At 71.6% G+C, this 20,845-nt stretch carries 19 protein-coding genes and 1 pseudogene; 11 read left to right on the forward strand and 9 right to left on the reverse strand.

Annotated features, from left to right (window positions below; genetic code table 11):
- Positions 1 to 50 precede the first annotated feature (50 nt).
- Both ACGFWI_RS10005 and ACGFWI_RS10010 read left to right on the forward strand, forming a co-directional pair.
- On the forward strand, positions 51 to 1,574 hold the full coding sequence (locus ACGFWI_RS10005) for a M81 family metallopeptidase (protein ID WP_393905449.1): 1,524 nt from the start codon (positions 51 to 53) through the stop codon (positions 1,572 to 1,574).
- Between the two features lie 85 nt (positions 1,575 to 1,659).
- Positions 1,660 to 1,938: a hypothetical protein gene (locus tag ACGFWI_RS10010; protein WP_393905450.1), complete on the forward strand. Its 279-nt coding sequence runs from the start codon at positions 1,660 to 1,662 to the stop codon at positions 1,936 to 1,938.
- A gap of 273 nt (positions 1,939 to 2,211) precedes the next feature.
- On the opposite strand, the gene ACGFWI_RS10015 is transcribed toward ACGFWI_RS10010, so the two are convergent.
- Positions 2,212 to 3,678 carry an IPT/TIG domain-containing protein gene (locus ACGFWI_RS10015; protein ID WP_393905476.1) on the reverse strand — a complete coding sequence of 489 codons (1,467 nt, stop codon included), beginning with the start codon at positions 3,676 to 3,678 and terminating at the stop codon, positions 2,212 to 2,214.
- 899 nt (positions 3,679 to 4,577) lie between these two features.
- Entirely contained in the window at positions 4,578 to 5,156 is a 579-nt protein-coding gene (locus ACGFWI_RS10020; protein WP_393905451.1) for a TetR/AcrR family transcriptional regulator, read from the reverse strand.
- An 88-nt stretch (positions 5,157 to 5,244) separates the two neighbouring features.
- On the opposite strand from ACGFWI_RS10020, the gene ACGFWI_RS10025 reads away from it, so the two are divergent.
- The gene (locus tag ACGFWI_RS10025; RefSeq protein WP_393905452.1) at positions 5,245 to 5,691 is read left to right on the forward strand and encodes an anthrone oxygenase family protein; all 447 of its coding nucleotides are present in this window, start codon (positions 5,245 to 5,247) and stop codon (positions 5,689 to 5,691) included.
- Positions 5,692 to 5,702: 11 nt separating this feature from the next.
- Here the strand turns inward: ACGFWI_RS10025 and ACGFWI_RS10030 are convergent.
- Positions 5,703 to 5,801 (reverse strand): annotated as a pseudogene (locus ACGFWI_RS10030) (LysR family transcriptional regulator); the annotation flags it as partial.
- A 117-nt stretch (positions 5,802 to 5,918) separates the two neighbouring features.
- On the opposite strand from ACGFWI_RS10030, the gene ACGFWI_RS10035 reads away from it, so the two are divergent.
- Positions 5,919 to 6,329, forward strand: coding sequence for a VOC family protein (locus ACGFWI_RS10035; protein WP_393905453.1), 411 nt, complete (start codon positions 5,919 to 5,921; stop codon positions 6,327 to 6,329).
- Between the two features lie 26 nt (positions 6,330 to 6,355).
- Positions 6,356 to 6,706: an antibiotic biosynthesis monooxygenase family protein gene (locus tag ACGFWI_RS10040; protein WP_393905454.1), complete on the forward strand. Its 351-nt coding sequence runs from the start codon at positions 6,356 to 6,358 to the stop codon at positions 6,704 to 6,706.
- Between the two features lie 213 nt (positions 6,707 to 6,919).
- On the opposite strand, the gene ACGFWI_RS10045 is transcribed toward ACGFWI_RS10040, so the two are convergent.
- The 4 genes from ACGFWI_RS10045 to ACGFWI_RS10060 all read right to left on the reverse strand — a co-directional run bounded on the left by ACGFWI_RS10045 (position 6,920) and on the right by ACGFWI_RS10060 (position 13,012).
- Complete coding sequence (locus ACGFWI_RS10045; protein WP_393905455.1) at positions 6,920 to 8,194, reverse strand: MFS transporter; 1,275 nt, start codon at positions 8,192 to 8,194, stop codon at positions 6,920 to 6,922.
- 136 nt (positions 8,195 to 8,330) lie between these two features.
- A complete protein-coding gene (locus ACGFWI_RS10050; protein ID WP_393905456.1) occupies positions 8,331 to 9,467 on the reverse strand; it encodes an amidohydrolase family protein in 1,137 nt (378 codons plus the stop codon).
- Entirely contained in the window at positions 9,467 to 10,864 is a 1,398-nt protein-coding gene (locus ACGFWI_RS10055; protein ID WP_393905457.1) for a glutamine synthetase family protein, read from the reverse strand. Before ACGFWI_RS10055 ends, ACGFWI_RS10050 begins: the two co-directional genes overlap by 1 nt.
- Before the next feature lie 84 nt (positions 10,865 to 10,948).
- On the reverse strand, positions 10,949 to 13,012 hold the full coding sequence (locus ACGFWI_RS10060) for a SpoIIE family protein phosphatase (RefSeq protein WP_393905458.1): 2,064 nt from the start codon (positions 13,010 to 13,012) through the stop codon (positions 10,949 to 10,951).
- A gap of 206 nt (positions 13,013 to 13,218) precedes the next feature.
- On the opposite strand from ACGFWI_RS10060, the gene ACGFWI_RS10065 reads away from it, so the two are divergent.
- From ACGFWI_RS10065 to ACGFWI_RS10090, 6 genes are all read left to right on the forward strand, one after another.
- Positions 13,219 to 14,085, forward strand: a complete 867-nt coding sequence (locus tag ACGFWI_RS10065; protein WP_393905459.1) for a TetR family transcriptional regulator C-terminal domain-containing protein — start codon at positions 13,219 to 13,221, stop codon at positions 14,083 to 14,085.
- 61 nt (positions 14,086 to 14,146) lie between these two features.
- Complete coding sequence (locus tag ACGFWI_RS10070; protein WP_393905460.1) at positions 14,147 to 15,034, forward strand: 3-keto-5-aminohexanoate cleavage protein; 888 nt, start codon at positions 14,147 to 14,149, stop codon at positions 15,032 to 15,034.
- A 48-nt stretch (positions 15,035 to 15,082) separates the two neighbouring features.
- Positions 15,083 to 16,051: a 3-hydroxyacyl-CoA dehydrogenase NAD-binding domain-containing protein gene (locus ACGFWI_RS10075; protein WP_393905461.1), complete on the forward strand. Its 969-nt coding sequence runs from the start codon at positions 15,083 to 15,085 to the stop codon at positions 16,049 to 16,051.
- Positions 16,048 to 16,530, forward strand: a complete 483-nt coding sequence (locus tag ACGFWI_RS10080; protein WP_393905462.1) for a thioesterase family protein — start codon at positions 16,048 to 16,050, stop codon at positions 16,528 to 16,530. The genes ACGFWI_RS10075 and ACGFWI_RS10080 overlap by 4 nt, the downstream gene beginning before the upstream one ends.
- A 145-nt stretch (positions 16,531 to 16,675) precedes the next feature.
- A complete protein-coding gene (locus ACGFWI_RS10085; RefSeq protein ID WP_393905463.1) occupies positions 16,676 to 17,008 on the forward strand; it encodes a DUF427 domain-containing protein in 333 nt (110 codons plus the stop codon).
- Positions 17,009 to 17,144: 136 nt separating this feature from the next.
- The gene (locus ACGFWI_RS10090) at positions 17,145 to 17,921 is read left to right on the forward strand and encodes a DUF309 domain-containing protein (protein WP_393905464.1); all 777 of its coding nucleotides are present in this window, start codon (positions 17,145 to 17,147) and stop codon (positions 17,919 to 17,921) included.
- Positions 17,922 to 18,008: 87 nt separating this feature from the next.
- Here ACGFWI_RS10090 and ACGFWI_RS10095 read toward each other — a convergent pair whose 3' ends face one another.
- Together ACGFWI_RS10095 and ACGFWI_RS10100 are read right to left on the reverse strand one after the other, a co-directional pair.
- Positions 18,009 to 19,169 (reverse strand): D-alanyl-D-alanine carboxypeptidase family protein, encoded by a 1,161-nt coding sequence (locus tag ACGFWI_RS10095; RefSeq protein WP_393905465.1) that lies wholly within the window; start codon positions 19,167 to 19,169, stop codon positions 18,009 to 18,011.
- A gap of 209 nt (positions 19,170 to 19,378) precedes the next feature.
- Entirely contained in the window at positions 19,379 to 20,614 is a 1,236-nt protein-coding gene (locus ACGFWI_RS10100) for a cytochrome P450 (RefSeq protein ID WP_393905466.1), read from the reverse strand.
- Between the last annotated feature and the right edge of the window lie 231 nt (positions 20,615 to 20,845).

Below are 20,845 nucleotides of genomic sequence, written 5' to 3' on the forward strand. Positions count from 1 at the left end.
CGCCGCTCGCACGCCCCGCCTCAGGATCGCCCCCACGGAAGGTGCACCCCATGCCCTCACCCATCAGCCGCCGTTTCCGCATCGGCATCGGCGGCATGGCCATCGAGTCCAGCCAGTTCTGCCCGCATCGCTCGGCCTACGACGACTTCCGCATCACCCGGGGGCGCGCCCTGCTGGACCGCTACACCTGGACCCGGCCGGACGACGCACTGGGCGAGCTGGTCGAGTGGGTGCCGCTGGTGCATGCCGTCGCGGTGCCCGGCGGGCCGGTGGAGCACGCCACCTACGAGCGCATCAAGGGTGAACTGACCGACAGAATCCGGGAGTCGGGGCCACTGGACGGGCTGGTGTACGACATCCACGGCGCCATGAGCGTGGTCGGACTGGACGACGCGGAGGCCGATCTGACGGACGCGGTACGGGCCGCGACCGGCCCCGCCACCCTGATTTCGGCCGCCATGGATCTGCACGGCAATGTCTCGCGGCGCTTCGCCGCGCAGCTCGATCTGCTCACCGCGCACCGTATGGCCCCGCACGAGGACGCCTGGGAGACCCGGGAGCGGGCCGCCCGCAAGCTCGCGGAACGACTGGTCCACGGGACGGGCCGCCCGCACCGGGCCTGGGTGCAGATTCCGGTCCTCCTCCCCGGCGAGAAGACCAGCACCCGGCTGGAGCCGGCCAGGTCGCTCTACGGCCGGCTGGCCTCGGTCGAGGCGCTCGACAGGGTCGTGGACGCGGCCATCTGGGTGGGGTATGCCTGGGCCGACGAGGAGCGCTGCCGGGCCGCGGTGGTGGTCACCGCGGACGATCCGGAACTCGCCGTGGCGCAGGCCGGGGCACTGGCCCGCGCGTACTGGAACGTGCGCCGGGACTTCGTCTTCGTCGGCCCGACGGGCGACGCGGACAGCTGTATCGCCCGCGCCGTCGCCTCCTCGGCCCGCCCGTTCCTGATCAGCGACTCCGGCGACAACCCCACCGCGGGCGGAGCCGGCGACCTCGCGTACATGCTCGGCCGACTGCTGGCCGACGAGGAGTTGGCGAGTGGCCGGGTCACCGCACTGCACCCGGGCATCACCGACCCGGAGGCCGTCGCCGTCTGCTTCGGTGCCGGGCTGGGCGGCGAGGTCACGCTCGCTGTGGGCGGCCGGTTCAGCGCGGGTACCGGTCCCCATGCGGAGCCCTACGAGCTGACCGGCACGGTCACCGCCCTGGAGGACGGGCCCGCTCCCGGATCCGGCGGGCCACGGGGGAATCCGGCCTACGACGGGGGCAGCCGGTCCGCGGCCGTCACCCGCGGCGGGGTGACGGTGGTCCTGACCGAGCGCCGCCGGCCGTTCCACACCCGTGCGGACTTCGGGGCGCTGGACCCGCTGGCCTACGACCTGGTGGTCGTCAAGATCGGCTATCTGGAGCCCGAGCTCCACGCAATGGCGGCGGACTGGCTGCTCGCGCTCACCCCGGGTGGGGTGGACCAGGATCTGCTCCGGCTCGGGCACCACAAGGTGCAGCGCCCCCTCTACCCCTTCGACGACGACGGGTTCGGGGAGCCGGACCTGACCCCGGTGTTGCTCTAACGAGTCGGCCGCAACGTCCCGCCGCACGCTCACCGCCCGCCGAACGCCGCCCAGTCCAGGGCAACTTCGTGCCGGCCAGGGCGCGTTGATCCCGGACCGCAGGAATACCACCCCGTCCTGCCACGTAACCGCGCCGTCGTCCGATGCCGCGGGCGAGCCGGACGTCTCGGCGGGGTGGGACGACGAGCGGCTGGTCGCGGGCCACGTGGAGCGGGTGCTCGGCCGGATCGAGGTGCATGCCCCGGGCCTGCGCGCCCTGGTAACCCGGTGGAGTGCGGCCAGTCCGGCGGGGATCGCCGCGGCCAACCGCAACGCCGTCCGCGGCGACCCCTACGGCGGCCCGCCGAGCTCGACCAGCACCTGATCTGGCGGCCGGGGCCGTCGTCGAGCCGCCACCGCACCGCGGGACCCGGACTCCGGCACATCGGTGCCTCGACTCGTCCCGGCCCCGGTCTCTCCGGGGGTTCCGGACACCTGGTCGTCCGGCAGCTGCTCAGCCGTGCCGCACAGCTCCGTGGCCTGCTCGCCGCAGGGCGAACGGTCCTGCGGCGATCCCTCGACCGGGCATGGTTCGACCGGTCGACGGCAAGAGCCCGGGCCGCTCGAAGGGCCACCCCGGGAACGGGGCGTGCGGACGCTACCGTCCGGTGTAGGTGAACTCGTCGGCCGGGCTGGTGGGAGAGGTGGCCTTGCCGACCGTCACGGTGATGTTCACCGTCTGGTGGTCGTCGAGCTGACCGGGCGCGGTGGCGACGATCTGGCCGGTGGAGACGAACTTGACCGAATCGGATGCCTTGTCCTTGAAGTGCACGGTGGCGCCACCGGCGAAGCCCGAGCCGCTGATGGTGACCGGGGTGCCGACCTTTCCGCTGGTCGGGCCGACCGCACTGACCACCACAGGTGCGGGTCCGCCATAGGCGAACTGCCCCATCGCGACGGCCGGGGAGGTGCCGAGGGTGTTGGTGACGCGGACGTGGACGACGCCGGTTCCGTTGGGGACCTGAGCGGTGATCCTCATGCCGGAGGGGTCGACGTCGCGCTCGGTGCAGGCGAACTGGCCGAAGTCGACCATGCTGTCCTGACTGAAGCCGGTGCCGTGGATGGTCACCGTGGCGCCTGATGCGCCGAAGGTGGGGGTCACGTCGGTCACCACCGGCCCGGGAGGGACGGCAGGCGCCCCCACCAGGCCCAGGTAGGTGGAGTTGGCGTGCTGGAAGGCGACCTGGCCGAGGAAGTCCTGGGTGGTCTTGTTGACCAGGTTCTTGGCAAGGCTCGTGTATCCGGTGTTCATCAGGCAGAGCGTGCCGGGCTGGACGTAGACATTGCCCTTGGTGCGCTTGGAGATCGCCCCGATGAGCACCTTCACTTCTTCGGTCGCCTGCGGTCCCGGGCTCGGGTACCAGTCGGCGGTGGTGTCGAGATCGGCCCACGCGTGCGGTACCAGGTCGTAGGCGTTGTTCTGGCGCTCGTCGATGACCCACGGCACGGAGTCGAAGTAGTCGACGAAGCTCTGCACGCCGGCGGTGGGAGCGGCATAGGTGATCACCGCGAATTTCGGCTGTTTCGGCCAGGTCTGTGCCTGCAGGTACGGCGCGAGCATGGTGGCGATGCAGCCGCCCAGGCTGTGACCGGTCAGATAGACGGTCGGCTGCGGCGAGGAGGGCGCAGACTTGAGCGCGGCGGCGAGCGCCTGAACGAGCGTGACGTTCGGGGAGGGTGAGGCGATCGAGCGGGCGTTGACAACCCGTTTGAACGCATCCATCGCCCCCTTGGAAACGGCGACGGGCTTCGGCGATCCGCTTTCGGGGAACGGGACGACCGTGCCGACGTCAAGGTCCTCGAGGATGTCGGTCAGATCGGCGTCCGTTCCGCGAGCGACCACGGCGAACTCGTTCGAGCCGTCGGTACTCCGTGCGATGTAGGCCATATTGGCGTTGGCCTCGCTCAGGGCGAGCCACACCAGCTTCCACGCGCCCTGCGTCGCAAGACTGAGATCGCTCAGTTGCGCGTCGATGCCGGTGATGATTCGTGCGGTCTGCTGCTCCGGGGTCTCCCCGGATGGACGCGGGGTGGCCCCGGTGGCTGCAAGGGCAGCCAGGGTCATGGTCACCTGGGCAATTGTCGGATCGGGTGCCATCGTCGTTCCTGCTCCTCGGATGTTTTGCCGGTGCGGAGGCGGGACGGCCTTTCGGCAGCATCAGGGCAGATCTGTGCCGAATGGACCGTCAGATTGGATCGCGCACAATCAGACCTCCCCTCTGCGTTGTCCGGTGCTTTTCCTGCCTTCAGGTTGACCAGGTTCACCTTGTTGGCCCTTCGTCATACGTGTGCGGTTCGCCGAGCCACGTGATGCTGAGGCTTTCCACGCCGCCTGTCCGCGCGGGCTCCAGGAGGAGCCACCCCGAAAGGGACTTGCCCATAGACATCAAAGGCGTGCGGGCGCAGGCTGGTGCCGGCCGGACTTGATCCCTGCGGGTGGCCCTTCCGGCGGGCAACGCCCAGTGTCGATGGAAGGGGAAGGGCATCCGGTGAGCGAAGTGGGCCAGGCCGATTTGATGGAGCGGGCGATGCCCGTAAGGCCGTACGCGTGCATCTCAAAGGATTCGACGCGTGAGGAGTTGTTCGAAATGGTACGGGCCATCGTGAGCAACGGGGACCGTATGTTCATTGCCCGGCCGAGGTGTTCCGGAGCATGCCTGACGGTGCAGTGATGATGCATCAAAAGATGTAGCCGCAGGTCTCAGCGGTCGGGGCGGCGGCCGGGTTTCGTCCGCCGCCGATCCCTGTCAGCTCCTCTCAAGCTGCGGGCCTCGCGTAGTACTGGGGCGCGTATCGGGTCGTGATCAACGTGCATCGCAGCTACCGGGGCGGGTGCCCGTCTGGGGTACCGGGCCCGGCGTTCCGCGGCTGCGCCGTGTGGGCGCGAGTGACCAAAAGCGATCCCGGCGGGCAGGCAGCGGCGGGGCCCGAGGGCCCCGGCTGCGTGCCCGCCGGGATGGTGTGTCAGACCATGGCGAGCCGGTCCACCAGCAGCTTCACCCTCGGCTCGGTGTCCTCCGGCGGCAGCCGTCCCGCCCGGGTCAGGGTCGCCAGCCCGTGCAGAGACGCCCAGAACACCTCGGTGAACAGCCCCGGATGGACGCCTTCCCCGGCGACCTCCTCCAGGCCCTCCAGCAGCGCGGCGAAGGCGTCCTTGAGAGGTTCGGGGGTGTCCTCGTCCGCGAACGCCAGGCCGCCGTCGAGCTGGAACATGGCGTCGTAGACCGCCGGGTTGCGTTCGGCGAAGTCGAGGTAGGCGCGGGCGAGGGCGGCGACCCGCTCGCGCGGGCTGTTCGCGCTGGAGGCCGAGGCACGTACCGCCGCGGCCATCTCGGCGGCGCCTTCGAGGGCGACGGCGCCGATGATCTCCCGCTTGCCGCGAAAGTGGCTGTAGAGGACGGGCTGGCTGTATTCGATGCGCTCGGCGAGCCGGCGGGTGGTGACCGCGTCCCAGCCCTGCTGCTCGGCGAGTTCGCGGGCCGTCGCCAAGATGAGGCGTTCGCGGGCCGCCCGTTCACGCTCCTTGCGTTCCTGTACCGACATGATTCGATCCTAGCACCGCTAGACAAGCAAGCGGCAGCAGTACTAGCGTTGCCTCATCAGCTAGCAACACTAGACCGAGAGGGTCATCATGCTCAACGCACTCGAGGTCGTCACCACGGTGGTCGTCGGCGTGATGGTGGGGGTGGAGTTCTCCGTCGCCTTCGTCATCAACCGGATCCTCAACGCACTCCCCGAGGACAGTGGCCAACTCGGCCGCGCCCACGGGGGCCGGATGCTCGGCGCCGTGATGCCGGTCTGGTACATCACCTCGCTCGTCCTCGTCGCGGTCTGGGCCATCGCCGGATGGCACCACCACGGCACCGGGCTCGTCGTCACCGCCGGCGCGCTGCTGATCCTCAGCGTGATCATGTCGATCCTGCTGCTCGTCCCGATCAACAACCGGGGCAAGACCTGGACCCCTGACAACCGGCCCGCCGACTGGAAGCAGCAGATGAACCGCTGGGACCGCTTCCACTACGTCCGCGTCGCCGTCATCATCGCCGCCTTCGCCCTGCTGGTCGCCCCCCTCATCTGAACCCGCGGGCGCACCCGCGCGGTCGTCAGCCGCAACCGCTCGGCCGTGCGCCCGAAGTGCGGTTCCTCGGCAAGCGTCAGGAAAGCCTCCACCGCCGCACGCTCCAGCAGAGCACCACCGGCGTTGAGTACGGCCCAACGACCGTACGTCGATGGTGCCTTGTTGAGGCCCACCGGGCGGCAGACCATAAGAGGCATCACCCCAGCAGCCTCCCGAAGGGAAATTCCATGGTCACTACGGTTCGCGTCAAGGCGTTCGACCACCTGGTCCTCAACGTCGCCGATGTCGAGCGGTCCCTGGACTTCTACACCAACCTGCTCGGCCTGGAGCCGATGCGCGTAGCGGAGTGGCGGGCCGGCAAGATCCCCTTCCCGTCGGTGCGGATCACCCCGGAGACCATCATCGATCTGGTTGCCGGCCCGCGCGGCGAGTCCAACGTCGACCACCTCTGCCTCACCGTGCATCCGGTCGACTGGGACGAGGTCATCAAGTCGGGCACCTTCACCGTCCTGGATGGCCCTGTCCAGCGCTTCGGTGCCCGCGGCACCGCCACCTCCGTCTACATCCAGGACCCGGACACCAACACCCTCGAACTCCGCTGGTATCCGCAGGACGCGCGCCCCAGCGACACCCACTGACCGATAGCGAGAGGACGTACCCGAAAATGGCCAAGCTGCAGAGTCTCGACCCGCACACGCCGATGTTCGCGCAGTTCAAGGAGAAGACCGGGCCCATCGTCCTGGCCAACACCTTCTTCGTCCCGAAGGAGAGGACTGAATCGTTCCTGGCCCTCTTTCGCAGGCAGGCCGAGTTCATGAAGGCTCAGCCGGGATTCGTCTCCCTGCAGATACACAAGGGAACGGCGGACAGTCAGCTCCTGATGAACGTCGCGGTCTGGGAGTCGACCGAGGCGCTCGCCACGGCGTTCGGCAGCCCGGAGTTCCAGCGCATGGCGGCCGAGTTCCCCGACGACATCGTGTCGTACCCGCACATCTTCGAGCAGATCGACGTATGACACGGCAGCTGTCCACGCCCTCGAACTGCTCGCGCAACCGCTCGGGGTACGGGCCATACTCGCCGATCGGCAGGTACGGCTCGATGAACTCCCACTCCACATCGGTCAGCTGCGCACGCGTCACGCAAGACGATCCACCGGATCGAAGATCAGCACGAGGGGAGAACCCGCTCATTGATCACGACCCGATACGCGCCCTAGGCGTGTCTCCCCCTAGGGCTGCGGATCCCGCGCGTCGTAGCGGGCGAAGGCGCGGCGGCCGAGGCCCAGTCCGGTCACCACCAGAACGCAGGCCAGGCCGCCGCCGATCACCGCGGCCGCCGGGGAGGTCAGGTCGGCCGCCGAGCCGGCGAGGAAGTCGCCCAGCCGCGGGCCGCCGGCGACCACGACGATGAAGACGCCCTGGAGCCGACCGCGCATCGCGTCCGGCGTCGCGGCCTGCAGCATGGTGCTGCGGAACACCATCGAGACGGTGTCCGCACAGCCGGCCACGGCCAGGAAGAACAGGCCGAGCCACAGCTGCCGGGAGAGTCCGAAGCAGGCGATGGCCGCGCCCCAGGCGGCCACCGCGATCAGGATGGCCAGGCCGTGCCGGCGGATCCCGCCGAGCCAGCCGGAGAACAGCCCGCCCAGTACGGCGCCCACCGCGGGCGCGGCGACCAGGAGCCCGACGGTCTTGGCGTCCCCGGCGAACCAGAGCACCGCGACCGCGGGGAACAGTGCGCGCGGCTGGGCGAGCACCATCGCCGCCAGGTCCGAGAAGAACGTCATCCGCAGATTCGGCCGGGTGGCGAGGAAACGCAGTCCGTCCAGTACGGAGGCCCGGCGCCGCGGCCCCTCCCCCTGGTCGGGCCGCATGGACGGCAGCCGCCACATTGCGTACAACGAGCCGCTGAAGGCCGCCACATCGATCAGATACGCGGCCTGGTAGCCCCACAGACCGACGATGACACCGCCCAGCATCGGCCCGCCCATTAGACCGAGATTGCTGGTCAGAGAGTTGAGGGCGTTGGCCGCCGGCAGCTGTTCGGTGGGCAGCAGCCGCGGGATCATCGACGAGCGGGCCGGTGAGTTCATCGCAAAGCACACGGCCTGGAAGGCGACGACGGTGTAGAGCAGCCAGACCCGGTGGTACCCGGCCACCGCGGCGGTGGCCAGCGTGAGGGACATCGCGGTGGCACCCGCGGCGCTGTAGAGGCCCAGTTTGCGGCGGTCGACGGTATCGGCGATGGCGCCGCCGTACAGCCCGAAGACGACCAGGGGCACCAGCGAGCACAGTCCCACCAGGCCGACCGCGAAGGTGGAGTGGGTGAGGGTGTAGACCTGCAGGGAGACCGCGAGCGCGGTCATCTGCTGGCCCATCCAGGAGATGGTGTTGCCGCACCACAGGCGGCGGTAGTCCGGGGAGAGGCGCAGCGGGGTCAGATCGGCGAATATCCGGGAACGCGGCGGTATTTCGCTCTTCTCGGGGGTCGTTGTAGGGGCCACGCGCCGCAGTAAAGCACGCTGCGGGGGGCGCGCCGGACGGCAGGGCGGGAAGCGGCGCTCGGGCCGATCGCCCCTTACGTGCCGGGCGTTCGGTACGTACGGCCGTAGTGGGCTCGTCCGCTCCCCGCGGGACCGGTCAGCTGTCCGGAAGGCCGTAGACCCTGCGGGCATTGTCCGCGGCGATCATCCCGCCGACCCGCCGGGCGTCCTCGGCCGACCATGCCCCGGAGGCCGTCCAGTCGCCGAGGACGGTCGCCAGCGCGGTCCGGAACAGTGCGCTGCCGACGACGTACAGCTCCGGAAGGCCGTAGGCATCGGTGGAGAAGAGCAGTTTGCCGAACGGCGCCAGCTCCAGGAATTCGGCGAGCACCGCCGCGGCGCGCGGGCCGGTGTGGGTGAGCGTCAGCCCGATGTCGGCGTAGACGTGCGGGAAGGCGCTCGCCAGGTAGGCGGCCTGGCGGTGGTACGGGTAGCAGTGCAGCAGCACGAGGTCCGTGCCGGTGTCGGCGGTGGCCCGGACCAGGTCGGTCAGCAGCGCCGGGTCGGCGTGGTCGAGCCGGAGGTCGGGGTCGCCGAAGCCGGTGTGGAGCTGGAGGGGGCGTCCGGTGGCCACGGCCAGCTCGATGAGATGGCGCAGCAGGACCGGGTCGGTGAGCCGGGGCGCGCCCTCGGCCAGCCAGGAGCGGGCGGCGGTGTGCACCGCGCCGGGGGCGGGCGGCGCGGGATCCAGGGCGAGGCCGTGGCGGTAGGCGGCGACCGATTTGAAGGCGACGGCGGTGCGCGCGGCGTCCCGGACCGCGCGGGCGAGGGCGTCGGTGAACTCCTCGGCGTCGCCCGCGGCCGCCGCGGTCAGCTCGGCCAGCCGCTCCAGGCGTACGACCTCGAACCCGGCGCCGCCACCGTCCTGGGCGGTCTCGGCCGGGCCCGTCAGGTCGCCGGGCAGCCCGGTGTCCAGGAGGTAGGCGCCGATGCCGGTGGCACGCAGCAGACGGCGCCGGGTCTCGTCCGGGCCCAGTTCGCCGCGGCGGGCCAGATAGCGGTCGGGCGGGCAGTGCGCCGGCAGGTCGAGCAGCGGCGGGCACCAGCGGCGTACCGCGAAGCCGGCCTGGGTGTCGAAGAAGGTGGTGCCCGCCGCGGGCGGCCGGTCCGATTCGGTGAGATACCCGGCGAACGTCCCGGGGTCCGGTAGACGCCGGAGCACTCCGTGGCAGTGGTGGTCCACCAGCGGCGGCAGGCCGTCGCCGGGGACGCTTCCCGGGACGTCCGCGGGCATCACCAGCGCCAGCGGGTGGCGGCGGCGATCGCGTCGTCCTCGCTCTCGGCGAAGTGGGCCTCCTCGGCGCGGCGGACGGCAAGTACCGCGCCGTGCAGCACCTCGCCCATCGCCTCGTACAGCGGTGCCGACTTCTCCAGCCGGTCGGCCGCCTCGGTGAGGGTGGCGGGCAGCCGGACGATGCCGCGCCGGGCGCGCTCGCGGACGCCGAGCACGCCCGGGTCGCCGGTCTGCGGTTCCGGCAGCTGGGTCGCGGACTCGATGCCGTGCAGTCCGGCGGCGAGGACCGCGCCGACCGCGAGGTAGGGGTTGGCGGCGGCGTCGAAGGTCTTGACCTCGGCATGGCCGCCGTCCGGGTCGTCGGGGGCGCCGGTGATCAGACGCAGCGCCGCCTCCCGGTTCTCCACGCCCCAGCACTGGTAGACGCCGGCCCAGTGGGAGGGCTGCAGCCGCAGATAACTGGCGGGTGAGGGGCAGCCGATGGCGAGCAGCGCGGGCAGGGCGCCGAGGATGCCGCCGAGGAAGGCCGCCGCGTCCGGCGCCAGGCCCCATGCGGCGTCGGGGGTGCGGTGCAGGCTCGTGCCGTCGCGGGACAGGCTGAGGTGGAGGTGGCAGCCGTTGCCGACCTCTCCGGCGACGACCGACGGGGCGAAGGAGGCGCGCAGCCCGTGCCGGGCGGAGAGGGCGCGGATGGTCTCGCGCACCAGCACCACGTCGTCGGCGGCGCGGACCGGATCGCCCGGGGCGGTGGTGACCTCGAACTGGCCCGGGGCGTACTCGGGGTGGAGCTGGAGGACGTCCAGGCCCTGGACGCTCAGCGCCTCGGTGACATCGCGGAGGTAGTCGGAGAGTTCGACGACCCGGGTCATGCCGTACGCGGGGCCGGCGCACGGGTAGTCGAGCGGCTCGTCCGCGTCGGTGACGGCCGGGTGCCCCGCCGGGGCGCGGGTGACCACCCACTCGGTTTCGAAGCCCATCCGCAGTTCCAGGCCGGCCGCGGCCGCCCGTTCCGTCATCCGCCGGGCGAACTGCCGCTGACAGGCGGGGTGCGGCAGGCCGAGCTGGTCGTAGCGGTCCGCCGGCGCCCAGGCCCAGCCGGGCTGTGCGGCGAGCGTGGTGACCCGGTCGAGGTCGGGAAAGAGCCGCAGGTCCCCGTCGGGCCCGCCGAGGTGCTCGGATGCGGTGATGGCGTCGTCGGAGGTGAACACGTCGAAGACGGGCGACATCCCGATGCCGCGTTCCGCCGCGGCCGCGAGCCGTTCGGCCGGAACGGTCTTGGCGCGGGTGACACCCGCGTTGTCCACCCAGGTCAGCGCCACGTTCCGGACGCCTTCCGCCGACAGACGTGCCGCCAACTGGCGGGCTTCCTGGCGCTGTTCCGCAGCCCGCGATCCCATAGAACCGTCCTCACTGACCGTGCCGATGCCTCGGCGCCCGTTCCCGCTGTCTGCCCGTGCCGGTGCGGCTCGATGCCTCCCCGGTCAGGAGCAATTGAACTCGCACCATACGCACTTTCCGCTGCCGCGCGGTTCCACACCCCACACGTCGGCCAGGCGGTCCACGAGCAGCAGACCGCGGCCGGAGACACCGGCCTCACCCGGCTCGCGGCGCCGCGGCAGACTGCTGGAGTGGTCCTCGACCTCCAGCCGCAGCAGCCGCCCGACGCTGTGCGGCATCCGGATGTTGACCACGGCCTCGCCGTCGGTGTGCAGCAGCGCATTGGTGATCAGCTCGTCGGCGACCAGCTCGATCTCCTCGGCACGCTCCGCGGCGCCCCAGGCGCGTACCGCGGCCCGGATCATGTGCCGGGCGGCGGACAGGCCCTCGGGGTCGGCGGGCGCGATGTGCTGGCGGAACCGTCCGACGGTGTCGTGCTCGGGCGCGCCGAGGCGGCGCATCAGGAGCAGCGCCATATCGTCCTCGCCGGTCCGCTCGTCCGCCGACTCGCAGAGGCGGTCGGCAAGTTGCTGGACGTCCTGGGGGCCCTGGCGTACCTCCCGGGCCAACTGGCGCATCCCGTCGTCGAGGTCGGTGCCGGGCTGTTCGACGATGCCGTCGGTGCACAGCAGCAGGGTGTCGCCGGGGGCGAGCAGGACGGTGGTGACCGGGTAGTCGAGCCGCCGGAATTCGGAGGAGATACCGAGCGGCAGCCCGCCGGCCACCGGCAGCCTGCGGCAGATGCCCTCGACGTGCCGCAGCAGCGGGTCGATATGGCCGGCCCGGACGATCCGGGCCGCGCCGGTGCTCAGATCGGCGTCGACGTAGATGCAGGTCGCGAAGCGGTCGGTGTCGAGCTCGTTGAGGAAGGCGGAGGCGCGGGCCATGACGGTGGCCGGGGCGTGCCCTTCGGCGGCGTAGGCGCGCAGCACGATCCGCAGCTGGCCCATGAGCGCCGCGGCCTGGGTGTCATGCCCCTGGACGTCACCGATGACGGCGGCGACCCGGCCGTCGGGCAGCGGAATCACGTCGTACCAGTCGCCGCCGATGTCCCGGCCCATCCGGGCGGAGCGGTAGCGGACGGCGATCTGTGCACCGGCGACGCCGGGGATCCGGCGCGGCAGCATGGCCTGCTGGAGGCTCGCGGCGAGATCGTGTTCCTGGTCGTAGAGCATGGCGCGCGCCAGGCTCTGCGCGATGCTGCTGCCGAGCGCCACCAGGACGTTGCGCTCCTGGTCGCGGAACTCGCTCTCCCGCTCGAAGAAGAGGCCGATCACGGCGATCGGGCGGCCCTGCGCGATCAGCGGCAGATAGGCGGCGGAGTGGACGTTCAGCGGCTCGATGGCCGGCCACAGCCGGGGGTAATCGCGCTTGAATTCCGCGCGGCTGCCCACGTAACGGGGAGTGAGGGTGCGGACCACTTCGCTCATCGGGAATTCGTCGCCCACCCGCGTGTACTCCAGGTCGGGTACAAAGCTGCCCGCCTTGCCCTCGGAGATCAGCCGGATACGTCCCGCCTCGACCAGCCCCAGGATCACGTTCTCCGCACCCAGCCGGCTCAGCCCCTGCTCATCGGCGAGCACCGCGACCACTTCGCCGACCGTGCGGGCGTGTGCCAGGGCTGCGGTGGTGCGCTCGACGACGCTGGTGTGCCGGCGGCGCTCCTCGTCGACGGCGAGCCGCTCCGCCGCGTGGGTGTATTCGTGGCTGGCGTCGCGGACCACCCCGATGATGCGGCGGGGCCTGCCGGTGCTGTCCCGGCGGATGCTGCCCTGGCTGTGGGTCCAGCGCAGCTCGCCGTCGCGCAGCCGCACCCGGAAGTAGGCGCCGTAGGAATCGCTGCCGTCCTTGAGTGCCCGCGCGACCAGCGCGTCCAGCCGGGCCGCCTCATGGGCCGGGACGCGACAGCCGAGCGTGGCCGGACGGTCGTCGTACTCCGCCGGAAGCATGTCGAACACCTCGAGGGCGGGCGGGTCCATGTGCATCAGCCCGCTGTCGAGGTCCCAGTCGAAGCCGCCCATGCGGTTGAGGGCCAGGGTCAGGTCCGGGTGGGCGGGCCAGTCGTCCGGCACCGACACGGTGGGCCGCTTCGCTCCCCGGTCAGCCATGTCGTCACTTTGCCACATTCACCCGGATTGCGGCGTGTCCAGCCCCCTCCCCCGCCTTCTCCTCGACACCACCGGCCACAACGCTGACTCACCCGTCAGTTGCCCCGCAACACCCTCCCGCAAAACCCATCAGAACAGGCATGCAGGCGACTTCACCACCGCCCGACCGTTGCGATGTTCTCAACACGCTGTTACGGTCCCGGACCATGAAGGACGCCCCCGAAGCCCGGATCGCCGACGACGCCGGAGATGTCACGGAACGTGTCCGTCAGGTGATCGACCGGCTCGGCTGCAGCCACCGCGAATTCGCCCGCCGGATCGTGATGGACCCCTCGAAACTGTCCAGGTCACTGGGGGGCACCCGGCGTTTCACCCTGGCCGAGATCGTCCGTGTCGCCGATATCGGCGAGGTCGACACGGGCTGGCTGCTCGGCGCCCCCGAGCGGCCCGCGGCGCCGCCCGGCCGCGAGCCGGTGGCCGTGCCCGAGGGCGGCCGGCCGCTGCAGATCGTGCGGGAAACCGTCCGGCTGATCGCCGAGCACGGCTTCCACGGCGTACGGGTCGCCGATATCGCGGCCGCCTGCGGCACCAGCCCGGCCGCCGTGCACTACCACTTCCCCGGCCGCGACGAGCTGCTGGAAGCGGCCGTGCGCTGGTGCATGGACGAGGACACCGAACGCCGCGCCGCCGGCCTGGCCGCGGCCCCCGACGCCCGCGGCGAGCTGCTGCATCTGATCGCGCTGCAGACTCCGCGCACCGAGCAGCAGCGCCGGCAGTGGCTGGTCTGGCTCGATCTATGGGCCCAGGCCGCCCGCTCCACCGCCGTGGGGCGGCTGCACGAGCACTACTACCGGCAGTGGCGCACCACCGTCGCCGAGGTCGTACGCCGCGGCGTCGACCAGGGCGTCTTCCGCGCCGTCGATCCGGAGTTCGCCGCTCTGCGGCTGACCGCCCTGATCGACGGCCTGGCCACACAGGTGCTGGCCACCGCCCCGGACAGCACCGGCCCCGACACGATGCACTCCGCGCTGCTGGCCTTCGTGGACAGCGAACTCACCGCCTCCGCCGGCTGAGGCCGCCGCTCCCCCACCGGCTCCCCCGCCCCGAGGCACGACACCCACCGAAGGGATCCCCGTGAACAACGAGGTCATCATCACCTGCGCGCTCACCGGCGCCGGCGACACCGTCCGACGCTCCCCGCACGTCCCCGTGACGCCCGAGCAGATCGCCGCGTCGGCCGTCGAGGCGGCGTCCGCGGGCGCCGCGGTGGTGCACATCCACGTACGCGACCCGGAGACCGGCGACCCGTCGCGCGACCCGCGGCTGTACGCCGAGGTCGTCGAGCGGATCAAGGAGACCGGCACCGACGTCGTCATCAACCTCACCGCGGGCATGGGCGGCGACCTGGTGATCGACCCCGACCAGCCGCTCCGGCAGCTGCCCGGTACGGACCTGGTGAGCGGCCTGGAGCGGTTGCCGCACGTCGAGGAACTGCTGCCCGACATCTGCACCCTGGACTGCGGCTCCCTCAACTTCGGTGACGGCTCCAACCTCTATGTCTCCACCCCCGACATGCTGCGGGTGGGCGCCCGGCGCATCCAGGAGCTCGGGGTACGGCCCGAGCTGGAGATCTTCGACACCGGTCAGCTGTGGTTCGCCAAGCAGCTGCTGGCCGAGGGGCTGCTGGACGACCCGACGATCTTCCAGCTGTGCATGGGCATCCCGTGGGGCGCGCCGGCCGACCCGGGCGTCCTGCAGTCGATGGTGAACATGCTGCCCGAGGGCGCAGAGTGGGCGAGCTTCGCGCTCGGCCGCATGCAGATGCCGTGGGTCGCCCAGTCGATCCTCCTCGGCGGGAATGTACGGGTCGGCCTGGAGGACAACCTCTACCTCGGCAAGGGCGTCAAGGCCACCAACGGCCAGCTCGTCGAACGCGCCGCCCGGATCACCGAGTTGCTCGGCGCCACGGTCGCCACCCCCGACCAGGCACGTGCCCGGCTGGGCCTGAAGCCGCGCGCCTGACCACCTCCTCGTTCTCCTTCCCTCCTCTCCACCAGGAGCCGCTCCCCCATGCCTGAAACCACCCCTGCCCCCTGTGCCCCCGAGGACGTACGCCGTATCGCCTGTATCGGCGCCGGAGTGATCGGCGGCGGCTGGGTCGCCCACTTCCTCGCCCGCGGCTACGACGTCACCGCCTGGGACCCGGCCGCCGACGCCGAGGAGAAGCTCCGCCGCCTGGTAGGTGCCGCCTGGCCCGCGCTGGAGCAGATAGGCCTGGCCGACGGCGCCTCGCAGGACCGGCTGACGATCGCCCCCACCCTCGCCGAGGCGGTCGCCGGCGCCGACTTCGTCCAGGAAAGCGCCCCCGAGAAGCTGGAGTTGAAGCGCTCCCTGCTCGCCGAGCTCGCCGCCGCGACCCGTCCGGGCGTGGTCATCGCCTCCTCCACCTCCGGCTACCCGATGACCGATATGCAGACGGCGGCCGAGGACGCCGGCCGCCTGGTCGTCGGCCACCCCTTCAACCCGCCGTACCTCATCCCGCTGGTCGAGGTCGTCGGCGGCGAGAAGACCGACCGCGAGGCCGTCACCTGGGCCGCGCGCTTCTACGACGTGGCGGGCAAGTCCGTGATCACCATGGACCGCGAGCTGCCCGGCTTCATCGCCAACCGCCTCCAGGAGGCCCTCTGGCGCGAGGCGCTGCACATGGTCGCCAACGGCGAGGCCTCGGTCGAGGACATCGACGCCTCGATCACCGAAGGCCCGGGGCTGCGCTGGGCGTTCATGGGCCCCTGCCTGACCTTCGCGCTGGCCGGCGGCGAGGGCGGTATGGCCCATATGCTCGACCACTTCGGCCCGTCCCTGAAGTCGCCGTGGACCCGGCTGGCGGCGCCCGAACTCGACCGTGAGCTGCGCGATGCCATGGTCGACGGCTGCGCGGACGCGGCGGGCGGCCGTACGTACGCGGACCTGGTCGCCGAACGCGACCAGGGCGTCATCGATGTCCTCCGCGCCACGGGCCGGCTGGGGAACACGCGATGACCGGCCACCCGCCGAGCGGGCTCCCCCTCTTCCACCAGACCGTCCAGGACGACTGGATCGACTACAACGGCCACCTCAGCGAGGCCTACTACGTCCTGATCTTCGGCTTCGCCACCGACGCCCTGATGGACGCGGCCGGCCTCGACGCGGCCTACCGCGAGGGCACCGGGTGCTCCCTGTACACGGTCGAGGCCCACGTCCGCTATCTCCACGAGGTCGCCCGCGACAGCGAACTCACCGTCCGTACGACCGTGTTGGGCGTCGACGGCAAGAAACTGCGCCTCCTCCACGAGATGTTCGCCGGCGCGCCGTCCGGCTCCCCGGTGGCCACCGAGGAGCTGTTCACCCTGCACGTCGACCAGGTCTCCGGGCGCGCGGCAGCACTGCCCGAAGCGAGCCGGGAGTACTTCGCGGGGCTCCTGGCCCCGGCGCCCCCGTGGGCGGGCAACGGGATCCGGGAGGTGCAGCCGCACCGGTAAGGACCGCAGGCGCGGCCGGGGCGTCCCTCCGGACCCGGCCGTGCCTCCCGTCGGCCATGTCGCCCGGCGGCCGGGCCGTCCGCGTGGTCCCGGTGCCATCCTGGAAGGAGCGAGGATCTTCACCACTCACCGAGGGGAAGCGACCATGACCGCCACCAAGGGCCATCACATCGAGGTCAAGCAGGGCACCGACCACGTTCGCGTCACGATCGACGGGCGGCTGCTGGCCGACACCCACCGCCCGCTCCTCCTCCACGAGACCGGCTACCCCGTGCGCTACTACCTGCCGCCCGAGGACGTCCGCACCGAGCTGCTGACGCCGTCCGAGACGCACACCGTCTGCCCCTTCAAGGGCACCGCCTCCTACTGGTCGCTTTCCGGCGGACCGGAGGACATCACGTGGGCCTACCCCGAGCCGCATCCCGAGGTGGCGCAGATCAAGGACCACTTCTGCTTCTACGAGGTCGACTCGGACTGACCGACCGGGGAGCGACGGCCGCCCACGCCCCGGGAACAGCGGGCCCGCGGAGTCACGGGCAGGGCACGTTGCCCCGCCGTAGGGGCGTGCACCCCCTCCTCCGACGCGAGGCACCCGCACAGCGCACAATCGAAGGGTGAACGACGCGGAGCGACCCCAGGACGAGCCCGGCACCTCCCGCGAGCCCGGCGTGCCTCCCGCGCACGATGAGGGCGGCGACCCGGCCTGCTGGCTGGACCAGGTGTGTGCGGCCTGCGGCCGGATCCGGGAGCGGCCCCGCAGCACGGTCTGCGAGCACTGCGGCGCCGGTCCGGAGGAGACGGCCGCGGGGGAGGAGCCGAGCGGGGCACCAGCATCGGCCGACGGCCGGCGGGCCGCACGCCGGGACCGCGACGAGGAGGGCCGGGCCCGCAACGCCCGTCCGCGCGACGGTCTCGGCCGTCCGCTGCCGTACGGCTCCCCGGGGGTGGCACGGCAGCCGGAGGGGGTGCCCCGTACGCCCGCACAGTCGCTGGCCGAGGCGCAGCGGCTGCTCGACGACGGGATGCCGTTCCACGCCCATGAAGTACTGGAGGACGCCTGGAAGGCCGCGCCGGAGGCGGAGCGGGAGCTGTGGCGGGGGCTCGCCCAGCTCGCGGTGGGACTCACCCATGCGGCGCGCGGCAATACCGTGGGCGGTACGGCGCTGCTCGAACGGGCTAGGGCGGCCATCGCGCCGTATGCGGATGCCGCCCCCTACGGGATCGATATCGCGGGACTGATGTCCTGGGCCGGGGAGCTGACCGGGCGTCTCACCGGCACCGGGGCCGTACCGGCGGCGGAGACCGCGCCCCGGCTGCGGGCCACCGGGGACGGGACCGGGAACCGGCCCATCGGGGACGGGGCCGGCGACCGCCCCACGGCCGGCGGATGACGCCGGGCTCCGCCGGGACGAGCGGAGCCCCCGCCTCTCTGCCGTAGGCCACGGGCCGACCGGGCCCTCAGCCACCGGCCCCCGGGGCTACACCGTGCCTCCCCCGTGCCCGCCGCGCCCGCGTGCCTGCCGCCACCGGGCGAGCAGGGCGCCCAGCCCGATCGCCGCGACGCCGGCGCCGCCCGCCCCCAGGACGAGGGTGGAGCGCCAGGGGGAACCGCCGCGTGCTTCGGCCTCGGTGACGTGGGCGGCCACCGGGCGGAACGCGGTACCGCCGTGATAGGAGGTGCGCACGGCGTGCAGCGTGCCCACCGGCTGGGCACTGCCGTCGGTGTCGAAGCCCCAGTCCAGCAGCGAACCGGCTTCCTTGTAGACGGCGTTGTTCTCGTTCGACTGCGGGTTCAGCACGGTGACGATCAGGGTGCGGCCGTTCCGCCGGGCGGCGGCGATCAGGGTGTTGCCCGCCTTGGTCGTGTAGCCGTTCTTGACGCCGATGATGCCGGGGTAGCGGGACAGCCCGTGCGAGCCCACCAGCAGGCGGTTGGTGTTCTCGATCTGGGTGGTGCCGGGGAACGCGGCGCGGGCGGTGGCGCAGTAGCGGGCGAAGTCGTCGTTGGCGAGTCCGGCACGGGCGAAGACGGTCAGGTCGTACGCGGAGGACACCTGGCCGGGCGTGTCATAACCGTCCGGGGACTTGACGGTGGTGTTGCGCGCTCCGAGTTTGCGGGCGGTCTCCTGCATCTCCTGCGCGGTGGTCCGCCAGCCGCCGTTCATCGCGGCCAGCACATGCACCGCATCGTTGCCGGAACGGAGGAAGACCCCGCGCCACAGGTCGGCGACGGTGTAGCGGCTGCCCTGCCGGACCCCGACGACACTGCTGCCGGCGCCGACGCCCGCGAGATCCGTCGAGCTGACCCGGCGTACGGTGCCCGCCGAGAACTTCGGCAGGACGGTGACCGCGAACAGCGTCTTGAGGGTGCTGGCCGGAGCGAGCCTGCGGTGCGGGTTCTTCGCGGCCAGCACGCTGCCGGTGTCCGCGTCGGCCACTATCCAGGACAGGGCGGACAGACCGCCGGGCAGCCTCGGTATGCCGGGGGCGGCGGGGACCTGCACACCGGCACGGGCTGCGGCGGGCTGACGGGCCGTCGAGCCGCCGGCCGCGGCCGGTATGGACGTCAGCGACACACCGGCGACGGCGATCAGCGTCATCGCCGCTGCCTTCTTGGACACACGCGCGTCAATTGCCATGCCGTCACGCTAAGAAGCGGTGCCGCTACCCGCAGCGCAGTTGAGCCAGACGGACCACGAGGGGTGCCGCGCACCCGGCGTGTCGCAACTGCAACGGGTGCAAAGAAGGACCCGCCCGGTGCGACGGGGGATGCACACCGGGCGGGTCTCAGAGACCTTTCTACCGCATGAGCGAACAGTTATGCCTCAAAAACTTGTTCGTTTGCCGTTTACCAGGCGACGGGGAGCGAAATCAGGCCACGTGCCCGCAGCGCCCGACGGTGCCGCAATTCACCACGCGGGACGTCCAGCCGCAGCCCCGGGAAGCGGCTGAGGAGCGCATCCAGCGCGATGACGGCCTCCATACGGGCCAGCGGGGCACCGAGGCAGTAGTGGATGCCGTGCCCCAGTGCGAGGTGCCCCGAGAGGTCCCGGCCGCGGTCGAAAGTGTCCGGATCGGCGAAGCGCGCCGGGTCGCGGTTCGCGGACGCTATCGACAGCAGCACGCTCTCCCCGGCCGCGACCGGTACGCCACCGATCTCCAGGTCCTCCTTGGGGAAGCGACGGATCGCGACCGGGGAAGGGCCGTCGTAGCGGAGGAACTCCTCCACGGCGGACGGCAGTTCGGCCGGATTCCGCTGCAACTGGCGGAGCTGGTCGGGATGGTCGAGCAGGGTGAGCACGGCATTGCCGATGAGGTGGACGCTGTTCTCGTACCCGGCGAAGAGGAGGAGGAAGGCGAGCGAGGTCAGTTCGTCCTCGGTGAGCCGCCCGCCGCCCTCCCCGTCGCCCTCGCCACCAGCCTGGTCGTCGCGTACCGCGATCAGGTCCGAGAACAGATCATCGCCCGGCTCCGCACGCTTGGCCGCGATCAGGCCGGTGAAGAACTCCAGCATCGCCCCGATCGCCTCCTTCATCAGCTCCGGCCGGCTCGGATCCGGTGTGATGAGCGCGTTCGACCAGGCCAGGAAGTCGCGGCGGTCGCTGTGCGGGATGCCGAGCAGATCGTAGATCACGGTGATCGGCAGCGGACCCGCGTAGTCGGCCATCAGATCCGCACGGCCGCGCTCCGCCATCGTGTCCAGCAGCTCGTCGGCGACCTGCCGTACGGGCGCCCGCAGCGCCTCGACCCGGCCCGGGGTGAAGGCCTTGGCCACCAGGCGGCGGATCCGTGTGTGGTCCGGTGGATCCATGTTCAGCAGATTGGCGTCCAGCGCGGGCGGGAGCGAGAACCCGCGGTAGCCGCCGGGCGCGGCATGGCGCTTGTCCAGCGAGAGCCGGGGGTCGGCGAGGGCGCGACGGACGTCGTCGTAGCGGGTGACGAGCCAGGCGGGATGCCCGTCGGCGCCGGTGATCCGGTGCACCGGGCCGGCTTCGCGCAGCGCGGCGTAGGCGGTGTACGGATCGTCGAGGAGGGGCGTCACGTCGATGGGGGCGTCGGAGCCGGTATCGGCGGTGTTCTGCATGATCCCGACCTTAGGGCCGGCCGGGGCCCGCCCGCCCGACTCCCGGCCCTCGCACGCCATCTGACGACGGCGGCACCGGTCCATCGGACCGGTGCCGCCTGTGGGGTCGGGGGGCCCGGACCCCCCAGCCGCGCCCCCCCCCCCCAGGGGGTGTTTCTCAGCCCCGCAACACCGACCGTAGCTGGCGCCCCACCGGGATCACCCGCACGAACAACAGCGGGAGGTACAAAA

The sequence above is a fragment of the Streptomyces sp. NPDC048434 genome (assembly GCF_043200375.1).
In the GTDB taxonomy this organism is placed as follows: domain Bacteria; phylum Actinomycetota; class Actinomycetes; order Streptomycetales; family Streptomycetaceae; genus Streptomyces.

Bases quoted from the DNA above. Each gene is read 5' to 3' on its own strand.
- ACGFWI_RS10005 (WP_393905449.1), top strand. From the start codon at position 51: ATGCCCTCACCCATCAGCCGCCGTTTCCGCATCGGCATCGGCGGCATG.
- ACGFWI_RS10040 (WP_393905454.1), top strand. From the start codon at position 6,356: ATGGCCAAGCTGCAGAGTCTCGACCCGCACACGCCGATGTTCGCGCAG.
- ACGFWI_RS10075 (WP_393905461.1), top strand. From the start codon at position 15,083: ATGCCTGAAACCACCCCTGCCCCCTGTGCCCCCGAGGACGTACGCCGT.
- ACGFWI_RS10020 (WP_393905451.1), bottom strand. From the start codon at position 5,156: ATGTCGGTACAGGAACGCAAGGAGCGTGAACGGGCGGCCCGCGAACGC.
- ACGFWI_RS10015 (WP_393905476.1), bottom strand. From the start codon at position 3,678: ATGACCCTGGCTGCCCTTGCAGCCACCGGGGCCACCCCGCGTCCATCC.
- ACGFWI_RS10025 (WP_393905452.1), top strand. From the start codon at position 5,245: ATGCTCAACGCACTCGAGGTCGTCACCACGGTGGTCGTCGGCGTGATG.
- ACGFWI_RS10060 (WP_393905458.1), bottom strand. From the start codon at position 13,012: ATGGCTGACCGGGGAGCGAAGCGGCCCACCGTGTCGGTGCCGGACGAC.
- ACGFWI_RS10085 (WP_393905463.1), top strand. From the start codon at position 16,676: ATGACCGCCACCAAGGGCCATCACATCGAGGTCAAGCAGGGCACCGAC.
- ACGFWI_RS10065 (WP_393905459.1), top strand. From the start codon at position 13,219: ATGAAGGACGCCCCCGAAGCCCGGATCGCCGACGACGCCGGAGATGTC.
- ACGFWI_RS10100 (WP_393905466.1), bottom strand. From the start codon at position 20,614: ATGCAGAACACCGCCGATACCGGCTCCGACGCCCCCATCGACGTGACG.
- ACGFWI_RS10095 (WP_393905465.1), bottom strand. From the start codon at position 19,169: ATGGCAATTGACGCGCGTGTGTCCAAGAAGGCAGCGGCGATGACGCTG.
- ACGFWI_RS10050 (WP_393905456.1), bottom strand. From the start codon at position 9,467: ATGCCCGCGGACGTCCCGGGAAGCGTCCCCGGCGACGGCCTGCCGCCG.
- ACGFWI_RS10055 (WP_393905457.1), bottom strand. From the start codon at position 10,864: ATGGGATCGCGGGCTGCGGAACAGCGCCAGGAAGCCCGCCAGTTGGCG.
- ACGFWI_RS10035 (WP_393905453.1), top strand. From the start codon at position 5,919: ATGGTCACTACGGTTCGCGTCAAGGCGTTCGACCACCTGGTCCTCAAC.
- ACGFWI_RS10080 (WP_393905462.1), top strand. From the start codon at position 16,048: ATGACCGGCCACCCGCCGAGCGGGCTCCCCCTCTTCCACCAGACCGTC.